This window comes from Oscillibacter valericigenes, assembly GCF_021531435.1.
In the GTDB taxonomy this organism is placed as follows: Bacteria; Bacillota; Clostridia; order Oscillospirales; family Oscillospiraceae; genus Oscillibacter; species Oscillibacter valericigenes_B.
Genome location: NZ_JAFBIS010000002.1, coordinates 1 through 17,543, shown reverse-complemented (window position 1 = coordinate 17,543; position 17,543 = coordinate 1). Strand labels below are relative to the sequence as shown.

The window sequence follows — 17,543 nt, the reverse complement described above, 5'->3', positions numbered from 1 at the left end:
TATTAGAGCCCAAAGAGTTCCGCCAGCTTGTCCTCCTTCAGCTCCGCGCCAATGACGCACAGCCGCCCGGTGTAGTCGGGATGGCCCGTCCGGACGTCGTGCTCCTCGGGCACGTAGTCGAATTCGATCCACTGGCCGTTCTCGCCGCTGACGATGCCCTTGGCCCGCAGGATCTTGCCGTACTCGCCGGAGTCCAGGGCGGTCAGGATGCGCTGGATGTCAGCCTGGGTAAAGGGCTTGGGCGTCTCCTTGCCCCAGGAGGTGAACACCTCGTCGGCGTGGTGATGGTGGTGATGGTGGCAGGAGCAGTTGGGGTCGTCACACTCATGGTCATGGTCGTGATGGTGCTCATGCTCCTCGTGGTCGTGATGATGATGCTCATGCTCATCCTCGTCATCGTCATCGTCGTGGTCATGGTGGTGATGCTCGTGCTCATCCTCGTCATGGTCGTGGTGATGATGCTCGTGCTCATGCTCGGCTTCCTCGGCCTCATGCTCCTCCCGCATCTTCGCCAGCAGCTCGTCCGCCAGGGACACCTTCTCCATGGCGGAGAGGATCACCTTGCCGTCCAGCGCGTCCCAGGGGGTGGTCAGGATGGCGGCGTCGGGGTTCTTCTCCCGCAGCAGGGCGACGGCGGCCTCCAGCTTCTCCTGGGTCAGCTTCTGGGTCCGGGAGAGGATGATGGCGCCGGCAGCCTCGATCTGGTTGTTGTAGAACTCGCCGAAGTTCTTCATATAGACCTTCACCTTGGTGGCGTCGGCCACCGTGACGAAGCTGTTCAGCTTCATCTCGGGCACGTCGGCCACGGTGTTCTCCACCGCCACGATGACGTCGCTGAGCTTGCCCACGCCGGAGGGCTCGATCAGGATGCGGTCGGGATGGAACTGAGCTTCCACCTCTTTCAGCGCCTTGTTGAAGTCGCCCACCAGGGAGCAGCAGATGCAGCCGGAGGACATCTCGCTGATCTGGACGCCGGATTCCTTCAAAAAGCCGCCATCGATGCTGATCTCGCCGAATTCATTCTCGATGAGCACCAGCTTTTCGCCGGGGAACGCCTCCGCCAGCAGCTTTTTGATAAGCGTGGTCTTGCCGGCACCCAAAAAGCCGGAGATAATGTCAATTTTCGTCATGGTATCAAGTCCTTTTCACAAAATTTCATAGCAGAACTTATCATACCACGAAAGCGGGAAAATGCAACTAAATCACAAAAAATTTACAGCTTTTCCACTGTCTTTTTCCGAATGCCCCTACATGCCTCACCGCTCATCGCCACAAGGCACAGCAGATTCGGCCCGCACATGAGGGCGTTGCAGATGTCGGCAAAGGCAAACACCGTCTCCAATCCCAGTCCCGCTCCCAGGAAGGCTGCCAGGACGTACATCAGCCGGTAAAAAAGCCGTCCCCGGCCCCGGGTGAGGTAAGTGAAGGTCACCTCTCCCTGATACTCCCAGCCCACGATGGTAGCAAAGGCGAACAGCACGATGGACAGCGACACGAACCGGGCCCCCCAGGGCCCCAGCACTGTCTGAAATGCCCGAATGGTCAGGGCCGCTCCGTCCAGCGGCACTCCAGCGCTGTCCACGGTCCCCAGCACCCCGGAGCAGCAGATGGCAAGGCCGGTGACGGTGCAGATGACGATGGTGTCGAAAAAAGCGCCCGTCATGCTGATGTAGCCCTGCCGCAGCGGGTCGGCGTTGTCGGCGGCGGAGGCGGCAATACCTGCGGAGCCAAGCCCCGCCTCGTTGGAGAACACGCCCCGGGCCACGCCCCACCGGGCGGCCACCAGCCATCCGGCAGTACCGCCTGCCGCCGCCCGTGGTGAAAAGGCGCACCGGATGATCTCCGCCACGCTGCCGGGCAGACTGCCCAGATTGCCGATGATCACCGCCAGCCCCGCCGCCAGGTAGATAACCCCCATCACCGGCACCAGGACGGCGGCCACTTTGGAAATGCTGCGGATGCCGCCCAGGATAATGACCAGCGCCAGCCCCGCCGTCACCGCCCCCACCGTCCACACGGGCAGGCCAAACGTGCTTTCCAGCGCCCCGGCGATGGAATTGGACTGGGTCATACTGCCGATGCCAAGGGACGCTCCCACGGCAAACAGGGCAAACACGGCGCCAAGCCTTCCGCCGTGCTTCCGCCCGAAAGCGGCCTCCAGCGCATACATGGGTCCGCCCACCCACTGGCCCTGCCGGTCCCGCCGCCGGTACCGCACCGCCAGAAAGCTCTCGGCAAAGATGGTGGCCATGCCGAACAGGGCCGACAGCTCCATCCACACCAACGCTCCCGGCCCGCCCGCCGCCAGAGCCGTAGCGACCCCCACGATGTTTCCGGTGCCGATGCTGGCGGCAAGGGCCGTCATCAGGGCGGAAAAGGGCGATACGCCGTCCCGACCAGTCCGCCGGGCCTCCCGGCCCAGGGCGGAGCGCAGGGCAAAGCCCAGCCGCCGCCAGGGCAGCAGCCGCATCCGCACGGTCAGAAATACCCCGGTGCCCAGCAGCAGCGCCAGGGTGCCGGGGCCCCACAGCAATTCATTGACGGCGTTCAGCATCCCCTGTCCCCTCCTTTTCCGTTATAGACAAGGTATGCGGGCAAAAGAGCGGAAATGCAAAAGCCGGGGCCGCTGACGCGGCCCCGGCTGGGGAAAACATCTTACAGGTTGATCTCGGGCTTTTCGTCGCTGGCCTGGCTCAGCAGAGGCTTCACCTGGGCCAGGAAAGCGTCCACCTGGTCCGGGCAGCGGCCGATGTAGGCGCTGGGAGTCAGGACGGCCTCCATCTCCGCCTCAGTCATGCCGAAGGCGGGCTCGGCGGCCAGACGGCTGAGAAGGTCGCACTTCTCGCCCTCCTTCATCTTCGCCGTGGCAGCCATGGAGCAGGTGCGGATGATCTCGTGGAGCTCCTGGCGGTTGCCGCCCCGCTTCACGGCCTCCATCATCAGATTCTCCGTGGCGATGAAGGGCAGGTACTCCCGGACGGTGGCGTCCACCACCTTCTCGTTGACGTGGAGGCCATCGGTGACGTTCTGGGCCAGCCGCAGGATGGCGTCGGCGCAGAGGAAGCCCTCGGGCATGGAGATGCGGCGGTTGGCGGAGTCGTCCAATGTCCGCTCCAGCCACTGGACGGAGGCGGTCATGGGGGCGTTCATGGCGTCGGCCATGAGATAACGGCTGAGGGAACAGATGCGCTCGGAGCGCATGGGGTTGCGCTTGTAGGCCATGGCGCTGGAACCGATCTGGTTCTTCTCGAAAGGCTCCTCCACCTGGCGGTCATGCTGGAGCAGGCGGATGTCGTTGGCCATCCGGTAGCAACTCTGGGCGATGGAGGACAGGCAGTTCAGGATGCGGCTGTCCACCTTGCGGGGATAGGTCTGACCGCAGACGGGGAAGCACTTGTCAAAGCCGAACTCGGCGGAGATCTGGCGGTTCATCTCGTCGATCTTCTCACCGTCGCCCTCGAACAGGTCCATGAAGCTGGCCTCGGTGCCGGTGGTGCCCCGGCAGCCCAGGAACTTCATGTTGTCCAGCACGAAGTCCAGCTCCTCCAGGTCGGCCAGCAGGTCCTGCATCCAGAGGGTGGCCCGCTTGCCCACGGTGACCAGCTGTGCGGGCTGGTAGTGGGTGTAGCCCAGGGTGGGGGTGGCCTTATACTGCTCCGCAAACTTGCTGAGGTTCGCCAGCACCGCGATCAGCTCGCCACGGAGATACCGCAGGCCCTCCCGATAGATGATGAGGTCGGCGTTGTCGGTGACGTAGCAGCTGGTGGCGCCCAGGTGGATGATGCCGGCGGCGGAAGGGGCCGCCTTGCCGTAGGTGTACACATGGGCCATGACATCGTGGCGGACTTCCTTCTCCCGCGCGGCGGCGCAGTCGTAGTCAATGTCGGTGATGTGGGCTTCCAGCTCCGCCACCTGCTCGGCGGTGACGGGGAGGCCCAGATTGTGCTCCGCCCGGGCCAGAGCCACCCACAGGCGGCGCCAAGTCTGGATGCGCATATCGGCGGAGAACAGGTGCAGCATGAACTGGGAGGCGTACCGGGACGCCAGAGGGGATTCATAACGGTCTTTGGACATAGGAGGTCAACCTTTCTTGATTTTGTTGTGAGACGGCGCAAGAGGAGACTGCCGTCTCCTCTTGCGGTGGTTCATTATCGGATGATGATGGAATCGCGCTCGGGACCGACAGAGACATAGGTGATGTGGCAGCCGACCTGCTGTTCCACATACTCCACATAGTTCCGGGCGGCCTCAGGCAGGTCCTCCCACTTGCGGACGCCAGAGATGTCGCACTTCCAGCCGGGCATGGAGGTCATGACGGGCTTGGCGTCGGGCAGAACGGCGGGGAAGGGGAAATAGTCGATCTGCTCGCCGTTCAGTTCATAACGGGCGCAGATGGGGATCTCGTCCAGATAGCTCAGCACATCCAGCTTGGTCAGGGCGATGTCGGTAGCGCCCTGGCACTGGATGCCGTAGCGGGTGGCCACGATGTCGATGGGGCCCACCCGGCGGGGCCGTCCGGTCTTGGCGCCGTACTCGCCGCCGGCCTCCCGGAGCTTCTCAGCCTCCTCGCCGAACCACTCGCAGGTAAAGGGGCCCTCGCCCACGCAGGAGGAGTAGGCCTTCACCACGCCCACGATCTTGTCGATCTTGGCCTCGGGATAGCCGGAGCCAACGGGAGCGTAGGCGGCGATGGGGTTGGAGGAGGTGGTCATGGGATAGATGCCGTAGTCCAGGTCCCGGAGGGAGCCCAGCTGGGCCTCGAACAGGATGCTCTTGCCCTCCTTGTTGGCCTGGCGCAGGAAGGCGCCGGTATCGCAGATAAAGGGCTTGATCTTCTCGCCGAAGTCCGCTACCCAGGCCTTCAGGTCATCCATGGTATAGGGCTTGGCGCCGTAGACCCGCTCCAGCGTCAGGTTCTTCCACTCCAGAATGCCCTCCAGGTGGTCCCACAGCTTGTCGGGATACAGCAGTTCGCCGGCCATGACGGTCTTCTTCTGGTACTTGTCGGAGTAGAAAGGCGCGATGCCCTGCTTGGTGGAGCCGTACTTCTTGTCCGCCAGACGGGCCTCCTCCAGGCCGTCCAGATCCCGGTGCCAGGGCAGCAGCAGGGAGGCGCGGTCGCTGATCTTCAGGTTGTCAGGAGTGATGGACACGCCCTTGGAAATGACGTCTGTCATCTCGGTCCACAGGTTCTCGCAGTCCAGAGCCACGCCGTTGCCCAGGACGTTCACCACGCCGTCACGGAAAATGCCGGAGGGCAGCAGGTGCAGAGCGAACTTGCCCTTGTCATTGACGACGGTATGGCCGGCGTTGCCGCCGCCCTGATAGCGGACGACCACATCATAGTCGCTGGTCAGCAGGTCCACCATGCGGCCCTTGCCCTCGTCGCCCCAGTTGATGCCTACGATGGCGCAATTCGACATAATCAAAAAACCTCCCGGTTTTATTTTGCTTTTGCAGTCCGTGGGCATGACAGCCCAACCTAAGATATTATATCGGCACTTTTCCCATAAGTAAAGAACAAACTTGTTATATCGAGGATAAATTTTGCTAATAGGTCAACCTTTCGGCATCGCTGGGTTTTCGCGGGGCCCCTTCTCTCAAAAACACTCTTGCGGCTTTTCATTTCGGACATTATAATAAAAACATTATCGTGAAAGGACTTACCGCATTGAAACGTTTTCAAAAATACCGCCTCCCCCTGCCGCTGACCCTTTTGGCGGCAGTCTTGCTGGCGGGCTGCATCACCCTGCTGGCCCTGTGGTGCCAGCCCAACGCCCTGCGGGTGGTGCTGGCCCATTTCAAGGCCCAGCCCCTGCTGATCGTACTGAATGCCATGCCTATCGGCCTGCTCCTGCTGCTGTTCACCTGCCTGTTCCGCAATGTCTTTTTCGGCGCGGCGCTGGTGAATTTCGGCGTCTGTGCCCTGTCCATCGCCAACCGCATCAAGCTGGAGGTCCGGGACGAGCCGGTGTTCCCCCGGGATTTCGGGCTGTTGAAGGAAGTCGGCAGCGCCATGGGCGCCTATGACATTCATTTCCCCGTGGGCGTCATCGCCGTGGTGGTGGTCACGACCCTGCTGCTGGCTGCCCTGGGCATTTTTATCGGCTGCAAGCCCTTCCCCGTGAAAAAGCTCCGGGGCTGGCTGGGCAGTCTCCTGGGCGCCGCCGCCAGCTTCGCCGTGCTGGTGGTGCTGATTTTGACGGTCTACGCCTCCAATGACCTCTACAACTCCTTCCGGGTCACCAATGCTTACTATATCCCCTCGGTGTTCAACGAGCTGGGCTTTCCCTACTGCTTCTGCCACCAGTTCACCACCTACCCCGTGGACAAGCCGGAGGGCTTCCGCAGGGCCGACGCGGAAAGCTGGGACGCCCAGGAGACCGACAGCGTCCCCGGCAAGCCGGTGAACGTCATCATGGTGATGAACGAGGCTTTCTCCGACATCACCGACAGCCCCGCTTTTGCCTTTACCGCCGAAAACGACCCCCTGGCGAACTTCCATGCCCTGCAGGCCGACCCCCACGCCGTCTCCGGCCATGTGGTGGTGCCGGGCTTCGCGGGCGGCACCGCCAACACGGAGTTCGACGTGCTGACAGGCATGCAGACCAACGCCCTGTCCGCCACCACCACCTCCGCCATGCGGGTCATCAACCGGAATCTGGACAGCCTGTTCCGGGTGTTTAACGCTGACGGCTACCGCACATCTTTCTTCCACCCCGGCAACGACTGGTTCTACAACCGGGAAAACGTCTACCGCTGGTTCGGCGCGGAAAAGACGGTGTTCATCGACCAGATGGCCGACCCGGTGTACAAGGGCACCTGGGTGGCGGACGAGTACCTCATCGGCCTCATTCAGGACGAATTCGAGGAGACCATGGCGTCCGGCGAATCCCTGTTCCACTTCACCACCACCATCCAGAACCACATGTCCTACACCACCGCCAAGTACGGCGAGGGCTACGACTTTCCCCCGGTAGACCTGAACATCTCCGTGTCCGAGGATGTGGAGACCATGCTGCGGGTCTACACCGAGGGCGTCCGGGACGCCGACGAGATGCTGGGCAGCCTGTGGGATTATTTTGCCGCCCGGAACGAGCCGGTGGTGCTGGTGTACTTCGGCGACCACCTGCCCTACCTGGGGGACAACCAGAAGGGCTACGCCGAGCTGGGCTACACGGAGCAAGAGGGATGGGCGGAGCTGACCTCCTTTGAGACCCCCTACGTCATCTGGGCCAACGACGCGGCGGCGGAAGCCCTGGACTGGGAGAACGCCGTCGCCGCCCTGGAGCTGCCGGAGCAAATTTCCGCTTCTTTCCTGGGGGCCGCCGTGTTGGAGCTGACGGGCCGGGGCGACGACACCGCCTGGTTCTCCTTCCTGAACGACCTGCGCCGGGAGGCGCCGGTGGTGCAGAAGCAGTCCTGCCTGCTCTCTGACGGCACACTGACCCAGACCGCCGATGAATCCCTGTCCGCCGCCATCCGGCAGTGGCGGCAGTGGAGCTACTACAAGCTGCGGTACAAGGAGATCCACGGATGAAAAGCAAGCAAATTGCCCTCTGTGGCCTGCTGTGCGCCCTGGCGGTGACGATGCTGCTCCTGGGCGGCATGCTGGGCATCGGCATGTTTGCCGGGCCCATTCTCGCCATGGCCGTCCTCCTGCCCATTTTAGAGGAGTACGGCACAAAGACCGCCGCCGTCGCCTACGGCGCCACCGCGATTCTGGCGGTGCTGCTGGTGCCGGACCGGGAGACCGCCCTGGTATTCGCGTTCTTCGGCTGGTATCCCCTGCTGCGGCCCCGGCTGGATCGCATCCATTCCCGCCCGGTGCGGCTTTTGGTGAAGCTGGCGGTGTGCAACACCATCATCGCCGTGCTGTACGGCCTCGTCCTGCGGCTGATGGGCCTGACGGCAGACCTGCTGGACGCCGTCCGCTGGATGAATCTGCTGTTGCTGCTCCTTGCCAACGTCACGTTTCTGGTGATGGACCGGGCCTTGGAACGGCTGACATTTCTGTGGCACCGCAAGCTGCGGAAGCGGTTCTTTCGATAAAAAATTCCTGTCTGGATTCCAGACAGGAATTTTTTACTGCTCTTTTTCGTGGAAGTGCTTCCACACCGCCTCTGCGGCGCTCCGGGGCACCACGGCGGCCAGGGTCTCCACATCCGCCTCCTTGATGGCTTTCATGGTGCCAAATCGCTTCCGCAAGTCCTCCCGCCGCTTGGGGCCCACGCCGGGGATGCCGTCCAGCGCCGACTTCATGGTGCTTTTCGTGTGGCTCTCATGGTGGTAGGTGATGGCGAAGCGGTGGGTCTCCTCCTGAATTTGCCCGATGAGGGTAAAGACCGGCTGGTAGTTGCCGATGCCGATCTCCCGGCCGTCCGGCGTCACCAGGGCCCGGGTGCGGTGGCGGTCGTCCTTCACCATGCCGAAAATAGGGATGTGTACATCAAATCTCCTTGCCACCTCCAAAGCGGCCCGGGCGTGGGTCTCGCCGCCGTCGATGAGGAACACATCCGGCAGGGGCAGGAACTTTTCATCCCCGTCCGCCGCCCGCTGGAGCCGCCTCGTCAGCACCTCCTGCATGGAGGCATAGTCATCGGGATGCCCCTCCAAGGACTGGATGCGGAACCGGCGGTAGGCGGATTTCAGCGGCCGGACGCCGCTGTACACCACCATGGAGGCCACGATGTCACTTTTTCCGGTATTGGAAATGTCGAAAGACTCCATCCGCTTCGGCGGCGTGGGCAAATCCAGCAGCTTGCCCAGCAGCTCCAGGGTGTGGGCGGTGCGCTCCTCGGCGGTGGTGGCCCGCTCCGCCTCCTCCGCCGCGTTCCGCTGGGCCATGGCCCGCAGCTCCGCCTTTTCGCCCCGCTGGGGGACATGGACCCAGACCTTATGGCCCGCCCGCTTTGTCAGGACCTCGGACAGGTCGTCGCAGTACCCCTCCGTCTCAAAGGGCAGCAGAATCTCATGGGGCAGGATGGCCCGGGGCAGGTAATACTGGGCCGTCAGGGCGGAGAGCATCTCCGCCTCGCCCTCCTCCATGGGGGCGGTGAACAGCTCCGTCTCCCGGCCCGCCAGGTTGCCGTTTTCCATGTGCAGCACCGCGTAGCAGCACTTGCCGCTGCCCCGGTACAGGCCCCAGATGTCCGTGTCGGCGCACAGGCCCGCGATGACCGTCTGCTTTTTGGAAAGGGCGCTGATGGCGTTGATGCGGTCCCGGAGCGCCGCCGCCTGCTCGAACCGCAGGGCCTCGGCCTCCGCCTCCATCTCCTCTGTCATCTCCCGCAGAAGCTGCTTCGACTTGCCCTCCAACAGCTGACAGGCCTGATGGATACGGCGGTTGTACTCCTCCGCCGTCATGTCGGGACGGCAGAAGCCGTCGCACCGGCCCATGTGGAAATTCAGGCAGGGCCGCTCCGCGCCGATGTCCTTGGGGAATTTCCGGCTGCAGGTGGGCAGCCGCAGGGCGGACAGCACCGCGTCCAGGGCCTGCCGGGTCTCAAACCGCCCGCCGAAAGGTCCGAAGTACCGGGCGCCGTCATTGGCGACCCGGTTCGTCATGGTGAACCGGGGGTAGGCCTCCCGGGACAGGCGGACAAAAGGATAGCCCTTGTCGTCCTTCAGCAGGATGTTGTAGCGGGGCATATGGCGCTTGATGAGGGAATTCTCCAGCACCAAAGCCTCGAACTCGCTGGAGACAAAGATGGTGTCGAAGTGGTCCACCTGGCTCACCATCTGCCGCGTCTTAACAGTGTGGGAGGCGCTGTCCTGAAAGTACTGGCTGACCCGGTTTTTCAGTTTTTTCGCCTTGCCCACATAGATGACCTTCCCGGTCTTGTCCATCATCAGATAGACGCCGGGGCTGAGGGGCAGGTCGTTTGCCTTTTCCTTCAGCTCGTTCTTTGTCACGGAACACGCCTCCTTTCGTTTATATTCCCCAGAGATTCCGCGCCACGCCCCAGGCCAGCAAAAATACCAGCAGGGCGGCGCTGACGGCCTTTTCCGCCTTCCCGCAATCGCCGTTTTTCCACAGCCGGACCAGCAGCCACACCAGCGCCGGGGACGCCAGCACCAGTCCCCAGTTATAGCCGGGGGCAAAGTGCCCGTGGAGCAGGGCCAGACACAGGTCCGTCACGCCGCAGCCAGGGCAGCGCAGGCCGGTGAAGCGGTAAAACAGGCAGGGGATGCGCACGCCCAGGGGGATCAGCACGAATCCGTAAAGCAAACCGGCGCAGAGAATCCCCGCGCCGGTTTGATACAGCGTTGACCGCTTACGCGGCATACTTGTTCAGCTCGGACTGCATCAGCGCATAGGAGATGATGCCAAAGCCGAAGATGCCCAGCAGCAGATACAAAATGCCCAGGTGTCCGCCGCCCATTTCGCCGCGGCTGACGCTGTACTGATCCAGTGCCTCGCCGGAGACATAGAGCCAATACCAGCCGTAGATGCCGCAGGTCACAATGGACAGCAGCAGCACCATGCCGCCGGACATAGCCCCCTCCCGGCCGGTGAGCCGGTTCACATCCTCGGCCAGGCAGTACAGCCAGTACAGACTGTACAGACCGCAGGATAAAACGGAAAACACGATACAAAGCGCGATGTTTTTCTTTTCCAGCATAAACGTTACCCACCTCCGCCGCGTCTTTTCAAAGCCGCGGAGTTCCTTTCTGTCTTATCATATGCGCCTTTGTGGATTTGATTATATCATACCCGCGTCCCCGGTGCAATAAAAGATGCGGCCCCGCAAACGCAGAGCCGCACAGTGGATTCCCGTATGTCTTACTCGCCGAAATTGTCGTTCACCAGATCGACCAGAGCGGCCACGGCCTCTTTTTCATCGGAGCCGTCCGCGATCAGGGTGATGGTGGTGCCCTTCACGATGCCCAGAGACAGAACACCCAGCAGGCTCTTGGCATTGACGCGGCGGTCTTCCTTCTCCACCCAGATGCCGCTCTTGAACTCATTGGCCTTCTGAATGAAAAAAGTAGCGGGTCTTGCGTGCAGGCCAACCTCGTTGTTGACAGTGATCTCCTGTGTATACATGATACAGCTCTCCTTTTCTATACCAAGTTATTCTCAACAGCTTCGCATAGCAAGTCATTTTTTGATACTAGTATCATCATAACTGGTTTTTCCCATTCCGTCAACGGCGTTTTTCACAAATGTTTGGGGAAAACTGTGGTATTGAAAAACAGCTTTTTGGTAGTTTAGCCCACTTGTGCCACACCATACGCCAAAAATCCCGCATCTTTCAGGGATATTCAGAAAAAACCGCCGCAAACGCGGCGGTTTTTTATCAGGCAGCTTGGCCTGCGATCAATAGTTGGTGGCCTTTACCTGGAAATAGGCCTGGGGATGATTGCACACGGGGCAGACCGCGGGCGCACTCTCGGCGACCTCCACATGACCGCAGTTGCGGCAGAACCACATGACCTTCTCGCCCTTCTTGAAGACCTCGCCCTTCTTCAGGTTGTCCAGCAGCTTCAGGTAGCGCTCCTCATGGGTCTTTTCGATCTTGGCCACGCCCTCAAACTGGGCGGCCAGAGCGAGAAAACCCTCCTCCTCAGCGGTGCGGGCCATGTCAGCGTACATCTTGGTCCACTCCTCGTTCTCGCCGGCGGCGGCAGCCGCCAGGTTCTCCTCGGTGGAGCCGATGCCGCTCAGGGCCTTGAACCACAGTTTGGCGTGCTCCTTCTCATTCAGAGCGGTCTCCTGGAAGATGGCCGCGATCTGCTCGTAGCCCTCCTTCTTGGCCTTGCTGGCAAAATAGTCGTACTTGTTCCGGGCCTGGGACTCACCCGCAAAGGCGATCCACAGATTGGCCTCCGTCTTGCTTCCCTTCAATTCCATAAAAATACCCCTTTCATACGCTTTAATTTTCTAACGGCTGCTCCGTCCTGCAGGCAGGACAAAGTCCGCTGAATACCAAATCATGCCCATTTACCGCCCAGCCGCTTTCGCCGGCCTCCCGGTCCAGCGCCGGGTCGTAGGGCACCGCCAGGTCCGCCACCTGTCCGCACCGGACGCACCGGATGTGGGTGTGGGGCGGCAGCACGGCGTCAAACCGGGCGACAGGGCCCTCCAGCTCCCGCAGGCGGCCCTCCTGCGCCATCTGGTGGAGGTTCCGGTAAACCGTTCCCAGGCTCAGCCGGGGCATTTCCGGCCGCAGGGCGTCATATACCATCTGGGCGGAGGGATGTTCCATCGAGCTTTGGACCGCCTGGTAGATCCGCACTCTCTGCTGCGAAAACCGCTGCTCTTTCATGGCCCTCTCCTTATCAATAATAATTACTATTATTTATATAGCATATTCTCTCCGAAAACGCAAGCATGATTTTAGAAAAACAGGAAAATTTTTTCAGGACTTCTCCCCACACTTCCGGGCACAATAGGATTCGGGTATCGCGCTTGCAAAGACCTGCGCAAAGGAGGAGAAGACATGAAAAGAAGTCTGACGCTCTTGCTGGCCTCCCTGTTTCTGGTGTTCTCTCTGACCGCATGCGGCCGCAGTAACCAGAACAGCAACGACCAAAACGGCAACGCCACGACGAACGGCACCGCCGGAACCAACGAGACTTACGGCGCCGGCGAGAATGCAAACAACGGAACCGCTAACAACGGCACCACCAACAATGAGACCGCAAACAACGGCACTGACAACCACAACGGCGGCCTGATTGATGACACCGGCGATGTCCTGGAGGATATTGGAAACGGCACCAGAGATGTTCTGGACGATACCGGCCGGGCTTTGACCGGCAATAACGGTACCGTTAACCGCTCTGCCAACGGCGCGTATTGACCGCCCTTCGCAAGCCAGTAAGGGGCTCCGGCAAATGCTGGGGCCCCTCGCTTTTTTATTTCCTTTTGCGGAAAAATCCTGTATAATGCTTCTATATTATGAGAATCGGGGTGCAGTATGCCTCAGGAATTCACCATGCGGCCCATCGCCCGCATCCACAGCGATTTTTCCACAAAATTCGGCGTTCCCCGGCAGAGCGGGTTGGTAGACGCTCTGGAGTCCACCATTGTGTTTGAGCCCGAATTTCAAAATGAGGACGCCCTTCGGGGGCTGGAGGGCTTTTCCCACATCTGGCTGGTGTGGGTCTTCGACCAGGCGGTGCGGAAGGACTGGTCCCCCACCGTCCGCCCTCCCCGGCTGGGCGGAAACACCCGGATGGGCGTGTTCGCCACCCGCTCTCCCTTCCGGCCCAATCCCATTGCCCTCTCCTGCGTGAAGCTGGCGGGAATGGAGCAGACGGCGGACCGGGGCACCGTGCTGCGGGTCCTGGGCGCCGATTTGATGGACGGAACGCCCATTCTGGACATCAAGCCCTACGTTCCCTACGCCGACAGCCACCCGGAAGCCCTGGGGGGCTTCGCCGCTGTCCCGGCGGGGGAAACGCTGAAGGTCGTCATTCCCCCCGAGCTGCTGGAAAAAGTGCCGGAGGACCGCAGGGAAGCCCTGCGGGGCGTGCTGGCCCAGGATCCCCGGCCCCACTATCAGGATGACCCGGAGCGGATATACGGATTTGGATTTGCCGGGATGGAAGTTAAATTTGCCGTAAACGGAGATCTGCTGACAGTGAGAGATATCTTTCCTTCTCCCTAAAACAGAACTCCCCGAAGGACTTTTGTCCTTCGGGGAGTTTTTTTTGCTTGAGATAGGGGTCAAGCACCTGCGGCCATGGTGGTCGGCAGCCAGGTCACCAGCTGCGGGAACACCGCGCACAGTACGGTCACGATGCAAATAATGATAATGAAGGGTATGACGCCCTTGTAGACCTCCTGTATCTTGACTTCCGGCGGCAGGATGCCCTTGACATAGAACAGGGCGAAGCCGAAAGGCGGAGTCATGAAGCAGGTCTGCAGCAGGGTAGCGGTGATGGCCACCAGCCACAGGCGGTCAAAGCCAAATTGGTCCATAATGGGCAGGAAGATGGGGAACACGATCATAACGATGCCCAGCCAGTCGATAAACATGCCCAGGATGAACACGATCACCATCATAATTGCGAAAGCGCCCCACTTGCCAATGCCAATGCTCATGACCCAGTTGGCGATGATCTCATCGCCGTCCAGAGACATGAACACGCCAGTGAAAGCCGCAGCACCGAACAGGATGATGAACACCATAGCGGTAGTCTTGGCCGTGTCGATCAGAGACTCATACAGCATCTTCAGGCTGAACTGCTTGTAGCAGATAGCCAGGATCAGCGCGAACAGGGCGCCCACGCCAGCAGCCTCTGTGGGGGTGGCAATGCCGCCGAAGATGGAACCCAACACAGCAAAGATCAGGATCAGGGGCGGGATCAAGTTGATGAGAGAGCCGGTGATGCGCTTCTTCAGCGGCATCTCCGCCAGTTCCTCGGCACTCATGGCCGGACCCCAATCAGGATGGATGCGGGTAACGACCATGATGTAGATGATGTAGCCCAGGGACAGCATCAGGCCGGGGACGATAGCGGCAAAGAAGATCTTGCCGACGGAGACCTCAGCATAGGAGCCCATGGACACCAGCATGATAGAAGGCGGGATCAGGATACCCAGAGAACCGCCGGCACACACCATGCCGCAGGCCAGAGAGGGCTTATAGCCGCTGCGCAGCAGGATGGGCAGGGACAGCATGCCCATGGTGACCACGGAAGCGCCGACGATACCTGTGGTAGCGGCGAACACGGTGGAGACCAGGATAACCGCCAGGCCCAAACCGCCCTTGACAGGTCCGAACAGGTAACGGACGGACTCGAACAGGCCGTCGGCTACCTTCGAATGTGTCAGGAAGTTTGCCATCAGTACGAACATTGGGATAGCTACCATGGAGTAGCTTTGCATCTGGTCGTAGATCTTTGTCATGGCGATGGTAACACCGGAATCACCCATCGCAATGGCACCGATCAGAACACCGGCACCGCCCAGCACAAAGGCCAGTTCCTGGCCCAACACCAGACCCACGACCATCAGGCCGAAGAGCAGTGCAATCAGAACAACTTTGATGTCAGCATTGGCGGACAGAGCGACCACCAGATTTTGCAAAATGCCGATCATGCCTGGTCCTCCTTTCCGTCACTGGGGAGGGCTTTTCTGCTCTGGACAGTCTCGACGGCTGCCACGATCTCCTTCAGGATCTCAGACACAGACTGGACAGCCAGCAGCAGCATGCCCACAAAGAAGCAGAGCTTCACAGGCCAAGTGGGTGCGGCCCACACGGAATAGGTCAGTTCCTTGGTTGTATAGGCCTTCAGGAAGAACGCCCAAGTCTTGGGCAGGATCCAAAACACGAAGGGCACCAGAAAGCACACATAGGTCACCACATGCAGGATATGCTGCACCAGCTTGGGAAGCATGGCAAACACCACATCCACCGCCACGAAAGCCTTCTTCTGGAAACCATAGGCACTGATCAGAATGATATACGCAGCGAACAGCATCACGATCAGGTCCTGGGTCCAAATCTGAGGGCTGTTGAACAGGCGGCGCAGAACGACCTCGCAAATGATAACGGCAAGGATACCCAGCACCAGAACAGAAAAGATGTTGCCCAGAACGTCATTTACCTTGTCGATACCTTTGCAGATACCTTTGACAATTTTCATCGATACACCTCTTTAACGTTTTTTCAGGGTCGTTGAAAGAGGAATTACTTGTTGAAGCCGAAGCCGTAATCAGCGGTCCAGTCACGATAGTTGGTAGCGGACTCGCGGTAAGCCTGCATGGAGTCATAGACCATCTTGAAGTTGGGGTTGATCTCGCACTCTTCCAGGTAGGTCTGCTTGCAGGTATCACGGATGATCTGCCAGTCTTCGTCGTTCAGGTGGGTAACGGTGATGCCCTGCTCGTCGATCATCTGATTGGTGACGACCATATCGTTGTGATAATAGCGGGCCAGCTGCTCACCGCAGCACAGACGGGCGGCCATCTCAAAAGCGGTCTGATACTCCTCGGGCAGAGAATTCCAAGCGTCCATGTTCACCATGACGCCATTGACACCAGCGGACTGATACCAAGCGGGAGCGCACCAGTACTTGGCCACTTCCTGCAGCTTCAGGGAGTCGTCAGCCTTGGGGCCGGAGAACTCGCCGCCGTCGATAACGCCGCGCTGCAGGGACTCATACAGCTCAGCAGCGGGAACAGCAGTGATGTTGATGCCCAGCTTCTGAGCAGCCTTGCCAGCCATCATGCCGCCCAGACGGATCTTCATCTTCTGCATGTCAGCGATGGAGGTGATGGGGGACACGGAACGGATACCGGACTCAGAGGGGTTGGTGACCAGGGGGAAGTAGTTCATGTTGTACTGGCCGTACATGTCCTTGTAGCACTGCAGGCCGTCGGCCTCATAGATCCAGATGTAGTAGTCCAGACCGGTGAAGTCGTCCATGATGGTAGACAGCAGCTCGAAAGCGCTGTCCTTGCCGGACCAGTAGCCGCCCCAGTCGCCGCCGCACTGGATGGTGCCATCCTGTACGTAGTCAAACAGCTGGGAAGCAGAGCACAGCTCGCCCTCGGCATAGTTGGTAACGGTGAAGCCGCCGTTGGTCAGCTGGCTCAGGATCTCGGCGAAACGCTTGTCAACGGTGAAGTGCACGTTGCCGGCGCCCCAGGTGGAACCCATCTTCCAGTTAACGGTAGGCAGGTCGCTGGTACCGCTGGAGGTGGAGCCGCTGTTGGAGGCCGCAGCCTGATCCAGAGCGCCGCCGGAGCTGGAGCTGGAGGAACCGCCGCAGGCAGCCAGGGAGAGAACCATTGCGATGCAGAGCAGCATTGCGAAAATTTTCTTTTTCATTTTTCTTTCTCCTCTTCTTTTTTCTATAAATTCCGTTTTTTACAAAAGTTTGTGAAAAAAACGGCATTTACCGCTATAATATGGCCCGGCAAACGCAAGATCGCCGGGGCTTTGAGCGAACCCGTTTTGTCCTCCCCGCCGACGCGGGGAGGATAAAACAGGTAACATTTTGCTGAAGAACAAAGTATTTCGGAGAATTTTGCGAGGACCGTTCTTACTTCGCGGCCTTGGCAGCCTTGATAGCCTCGATCAGCAGCGGGGTGACCTTGAACAGGTCGCCGCAGATGCCGTAGTCGGCGATCTCGAAGATGGGAGCGGTGTCGTTCTTGTTCACCGCGATGATGCACTCGGAATCCTGCATACCGGCCTTGTGCTGGATGGCGCCGGAGATGCCCAGAGCAACATACACCTTGGGATGCACGGTCTTGCCGGTCTGACCGACCTGATGGTCAGCGGACAGCCAGCCGCTGTCGATGGTGGCACGGGAGCCGCCCACAACGCCGCCCAGGACCTCAGCCAGCTCCTCAGCCAGCTTGATGCCGCCCTCGACGTCCTTGCTGATGCCACGTCCGACGGAGACGATGTAGTCGGCGCCGATCAGGTCGACCAGCTTCTTGGCGGCCTTCACGACCTCCACGACCTCGGTCTTCATATCGGACTCGGTCAGGGAGAAAGCGGGCTTCACGATCTCGCAGGCGTCAGCCTTGGCCTGGTCGAAGGCGTTCTTCTTCATAACGCCGGGACGCACGGTGG

18 protein-coding genes are annotated in these 17,543 nt (G+C 60.4%); 4 read left to right on the top strand and 14 right to left on the bottom strand.

All coding sequences use genetic code 11. The annotated features are described in order from the left end of the window. Positions 1-2 precede the first annotated feature (2 nt). From JQM68_RS01185 to JQM68_RS01170, 4 genes are all read right to left on the bottom strand, one after another. The gene (locus JQM68_RS01185; RefSeq protein WP_235221088.1) at positions 3-1,130 is read right to left on the bottom strand and encodes a CobW family GTP-binding protein; all 1,128 of its coding nucleotides are present in this window, start codon (positions 1,128-1,130) and stop codon (positions 3-5) included. An 83-nt stretch (positions 1,131-1,213) separates the two neighbouring features. Beyond that, the gene (locus tag JQM68_RS01180) at positions 1,214-2,554 is read right to left on the bottom strand and encodes an alanine/glycine:cation symporter family protein (protein WP_235221087.1); all 1,341 of its coding nucleotides are present in this window, start codon (positions 2,552-2,554) and stop codon (positions 1,214-1,216) included. Positions 2,555-2,655: 101 nt separating this feature from the next. Next, a complete protein-coding gene (gene purB, locus JQM68_RS01175) occupies positions 2,656-4,074 on the bottom strand; it encodes an adenylosuccinate lyase (protein ID WP_235221086.1) in 1,419 nt (472 codons plus the stop codon). A gap of 74 nt (positions 4,075-4,148) precedes the next feature. After that, positions 4,149-5,423 (bottom strand): adenylosuccinate synthase, encoded by a 1,275-nt coding sequence (locus tag JQM68_RS01170; protein WP_235221085.1) that lies wholly within the window; start codon positions 5,421-5,423, stop codon positions 4,149-4,151. A gap of 248 nt (positions 5,424-5,671) precedes the next feature. Here JQM68_RS01170 and JQM68_RS01165 point away from each other — a divergent pair, with 248 nt between their 5' ends. Further along, positions 5,672-7,540 (top strand): LTA synthase family protein, encoded by a 1,869-nt coding sequence (locus JQM68_RS01165; protein WP_235221084.1) that lies wholly within the window; start codon positions 5,672-5,674, stop codon positions 7,538-7,540. Then, on the top strand, positions 7,537-8,052 hold the full coding sequence (locus tag JQM68_RS01160) for a hypothetical protein (protein ID WP_235221083.1): 516 nt from the start codon (positions 7,537-7,539) through the stop codon (positions 8,050-8,052). The genes JQM68_RS01165 and JQM68_RS01160 overlap by 4 nt, the downstream gene beginning before the upstream one ends. 33 nt (positions 8,053-8,085) lie before the next feature. Here JQM68_RS01160 and uvrC read toward each other — a convergent pair whose 3' ends face one another. The 6 genes from uvrC to JQM68_RS01130 all read right to left on the bottom strand — a co-directional run bounded on the left by uvrC (position 8,086) and on the right by JQM68_RS01130 (position 12,272). Continuing rightward, the gene (gene uvrC / locus JQM68_RS01155; protein ID WP_235221082.1) at positions 8,086-9,915 is read right to left on the bottom strand and encodes an excinuclease ABC subunit UvrC; all 1,830 of its coding nucleotides are present in this window, start codon (positions 9,913-9,915) and stop codon (positions 8,086-8,088) included. A 19-nt stretch (positions 9,916-9,934) separates the two neighbouring features. Beyond that, a complete protein-coding gene (locus tag JQM68_RS01150; protein WP_235221081.1) occupies positions 9,935-10,288 on the bottom strand; it encodes a DUF2752 domain-containing protein in 354 nt (117 codons plus the stop codon). Beyond that, a complete protein-coding gene (locus JQM68_RS01145) occupies positions 10,278-10,625 on the bottom strand; it encodes a DUF4234 domain-containing protein (RefSeq protein WP_235221080.1) in 348 nt (115 codons plus the stop codon). Before JQM68_RS01145 ends, JQM68_RS01150 begins: the two co-directional genes overlap by 11 nt. Before the next feature lie 161 nt (positions 10,626-10,786). Further along, entirely contained in the window at positions 10,787-11,050 is a 264-nt protein-coding gene (locus tag JQM68_RS01140) for an HPr family phosphocarrier protein (RefSeq protein WP_235221079.1), read from the bottom strand. A 273-nt stretch (positions 11,051-11,323) separates the two neighbouring features. Next, entirely contained in the window at positions 11,324-11,857 is a 534-nt protein-coding gene (rbr, locus tag JQM68_RS01135) for a rubrerythrin (protein ID WP_235221078.1), read from the bottom strand. A gap of 22 nt (positions 11,858-11,879) precedes the next feature. Further along, positions 11,880-12,272, bottom strand: a complete 393-nt coding sequence (locus JQM68_RS01130) for a Fur family transcriptional regulator (protein ID WP_268821371.1) — start codon at positions 12,270-12,272, stop codon at positions 11,880-11,882. Between the two features lie 174 nt (positions 12,273-12,446). On the opposite strand from JQM68_RS01130, the gene JQM68_RS01125 reads away from it, so the two are divergent. Together JQM68_RS01125 and tsaA are read left to right on the top strand one after the other, a co-directional pair. Continuing rightward, on the top strand, positions 12,447-12,809 hold the full coding sequence (locus JQM68_RS01125) for a hypothetical protein (RefSeq protein ID WP_235221076.1): 363 nt from the start codon (positions 12,447-12,449) through the stop codon (positions 12,807-12,809). A 117-nt stretch (positions 12,810-12,926) separates the two neighbouring features. Next, a complete protein-coding gene (gene tsaA, locus JQM68_RS01120) occupies positions 12,927-13,619 on the top strand; it encodes a tRNA (N6-threonylcarbamoyladenosine(37)-N6)-methyltransferase TrmO (RefSeq protein ID WP_235221075.1) in 693 nt (230 codons plus the stop codon). 59 nt (positions 13,620-13,678) lie between these two features. On the opposite strand, the gene JQM68_RS01115 is transcribed toward tsaA, so the two are convergent. The 4 genes from JQM68_RS01115 to JQM68_RS01100 form a co-directional block, all read right to left on the bottom strand. Beyond that, positions 13,679-15,055: a TRAP transporter large permease gene (locus JQM68_RS01115; protein WP_235221074.1), complete on the bottom strand. Its 1,377-nt coding sequence runs from the start codon at positions 15,053-15,055 to the stop codon at positions 13,679-13,681. After that, entirely contained in the window at positions 15,052-15,603 is a 552-nt protein-coding gene (locus JQM68_RS01110; protein WP_235221073.1) for a TRAP transporter small permease subunit, read from the bottom strand. The genes JQM68_RS01115 and JQM68_RS01110 overlap by 4 nt, the downstream gene beginning before the upstream one ends. Positions 15,604-15,647: 44 nt before the next feature. Next, complete coding sequence (locus JQM68_RS01105; protein WP_235221072.1) at positions 15,648-16,790, bottom strand: TRAP transporter substrate-binding protein; 1,143 nt, start codon at positions 16,788-16,790, stop codon at positions 15,648-15,650. A 214-nt stretch (positions 16,791-17,004) separates the two neighbouring features. Further along, positions 17,005-17,543, bottom strand: a 539-nt coding sequence (locus JQM68_RS01100) for an electron transfer flavoprotein subunit alpha/FixB family protein (RefSeq protein WP_235221071.1), incomplete at its 5' end; no start/stop codon positions are given.

What these genes read in the sequence shown, in the direction of transcription:
- JQM68_RS01125 (WP_235221076.1), top strand. Translation starts at nt 12,447, where the DNA reads ATGAAAAGAAGTCTGACGCTCTTGCTGGCCTCCCTGTTTCTGGTGTTC.
- JQM68_RS01140 (WP_235221079.1), bottom strand. Translation starts at nt 11,050, where the DNA reads ATGTATACACAGGAGATCACTGTCAACAACGAGGTTGGCCTGCACGCA.
- JQM68_RS01170 (WP_235221085.1), bottom strand. Translation starts at nt 5,423, where the DNA reads ATGTCGAATTGCGCCATCGTAGGCATCAACTGGGGCGACGAGGGCAAG.
- purB (WP_235221086.1), bottom strand. Translation starts at nt 4,074, where the DNA reads ATGTCCAAAGACCGTTATGAATCCCCTCTGGCGTCCCGGTACGCCTCC.
- JQM68_RS01145 (WP_235221080.1), bottom strand. Translation starts at nt 10,625, where the DNA reads ATGCTGGAAAAGAAAAACATCGCGCTTTGTATCGTGTTTTCCGTTTTA.
- JQM68_RS01160 (WP_235221083.1), top strand. Translation starts at nt 7,537, where the DNA reads ATGAAAAGCAAGCAAATTGCCCTCTGTGGCCTGCTGTGCGCCCTGGCG.
- JQM68_RS01180 (WP_235221087.1), bottom strand. Translation starts at nt 2,554, where the DNA reads ATGCTGAACGCCGTCAATGAATTGCTGTGGGGCCCCGGCACCCTGGCG.
- tsaA (WP_235221075.1), top strand. Translation starts at nt 12,927, where the DNA reads ATGCCTCAGGAATTCACCATGCGGCCCATCGCCCGCATCCACAGCGAT.
- rbr (WP_235221078.1), bottom strand. Translation starts at nt 11,857, where the DNA reads ATGGAATTGAAGGGAAGCAAGACGGAGGCCAATCTGTGGATCGCCTTT.
- JQM68_RS01130 (WP_268821371.1), bottom strand. Translation starts at nt 12,272, where the DNA reads ATGAAAGAGCAGCGGTTTTCGCAGCAGAGAGTGCGGATCTACCAGGCG.
- JQM68_RS01110 (WP_235221073.1), bottom strand. Translation starts at nt 15,603, where the DNA reads ATGAAAATTGTCAAAGGTATCTGCAAAGGTATCGACAAGGTAAATGAC.
- JQM68_RS01150 (WP_235221081.1), bottom strand. Translation starts at nt 10,288, where the DNA reads ATGCCGCGTAAGCGGTCAACGCTGTATCAAACCGGCGCGGGGATTCTC.
- JQM68_RS01115 (WP_235221074.1), bottom strand. Translation starts at nt 15,055, where the DNA reads ATGATCGGCATTTTGCAAAATCTGGTGGTCGCTCTGTCCGCCAATGCT.
- JQM68_RS01105 (WP_235221072.1), bottom strand. Translation starts at nt 16,790, where the DNA reads ATGAAAAAGAAAATTTTCGCAATGCTGCTCTGCATCGCAATGGTTCTC.
- JQM68_RS01185 (WP_235221088.1), bottom strand. Translation starts at nt 1,130, where the DNA reads ATGACGAAAATTGACATTATCTCCGGCTTTTTGGGTGCCGGCAAGACC.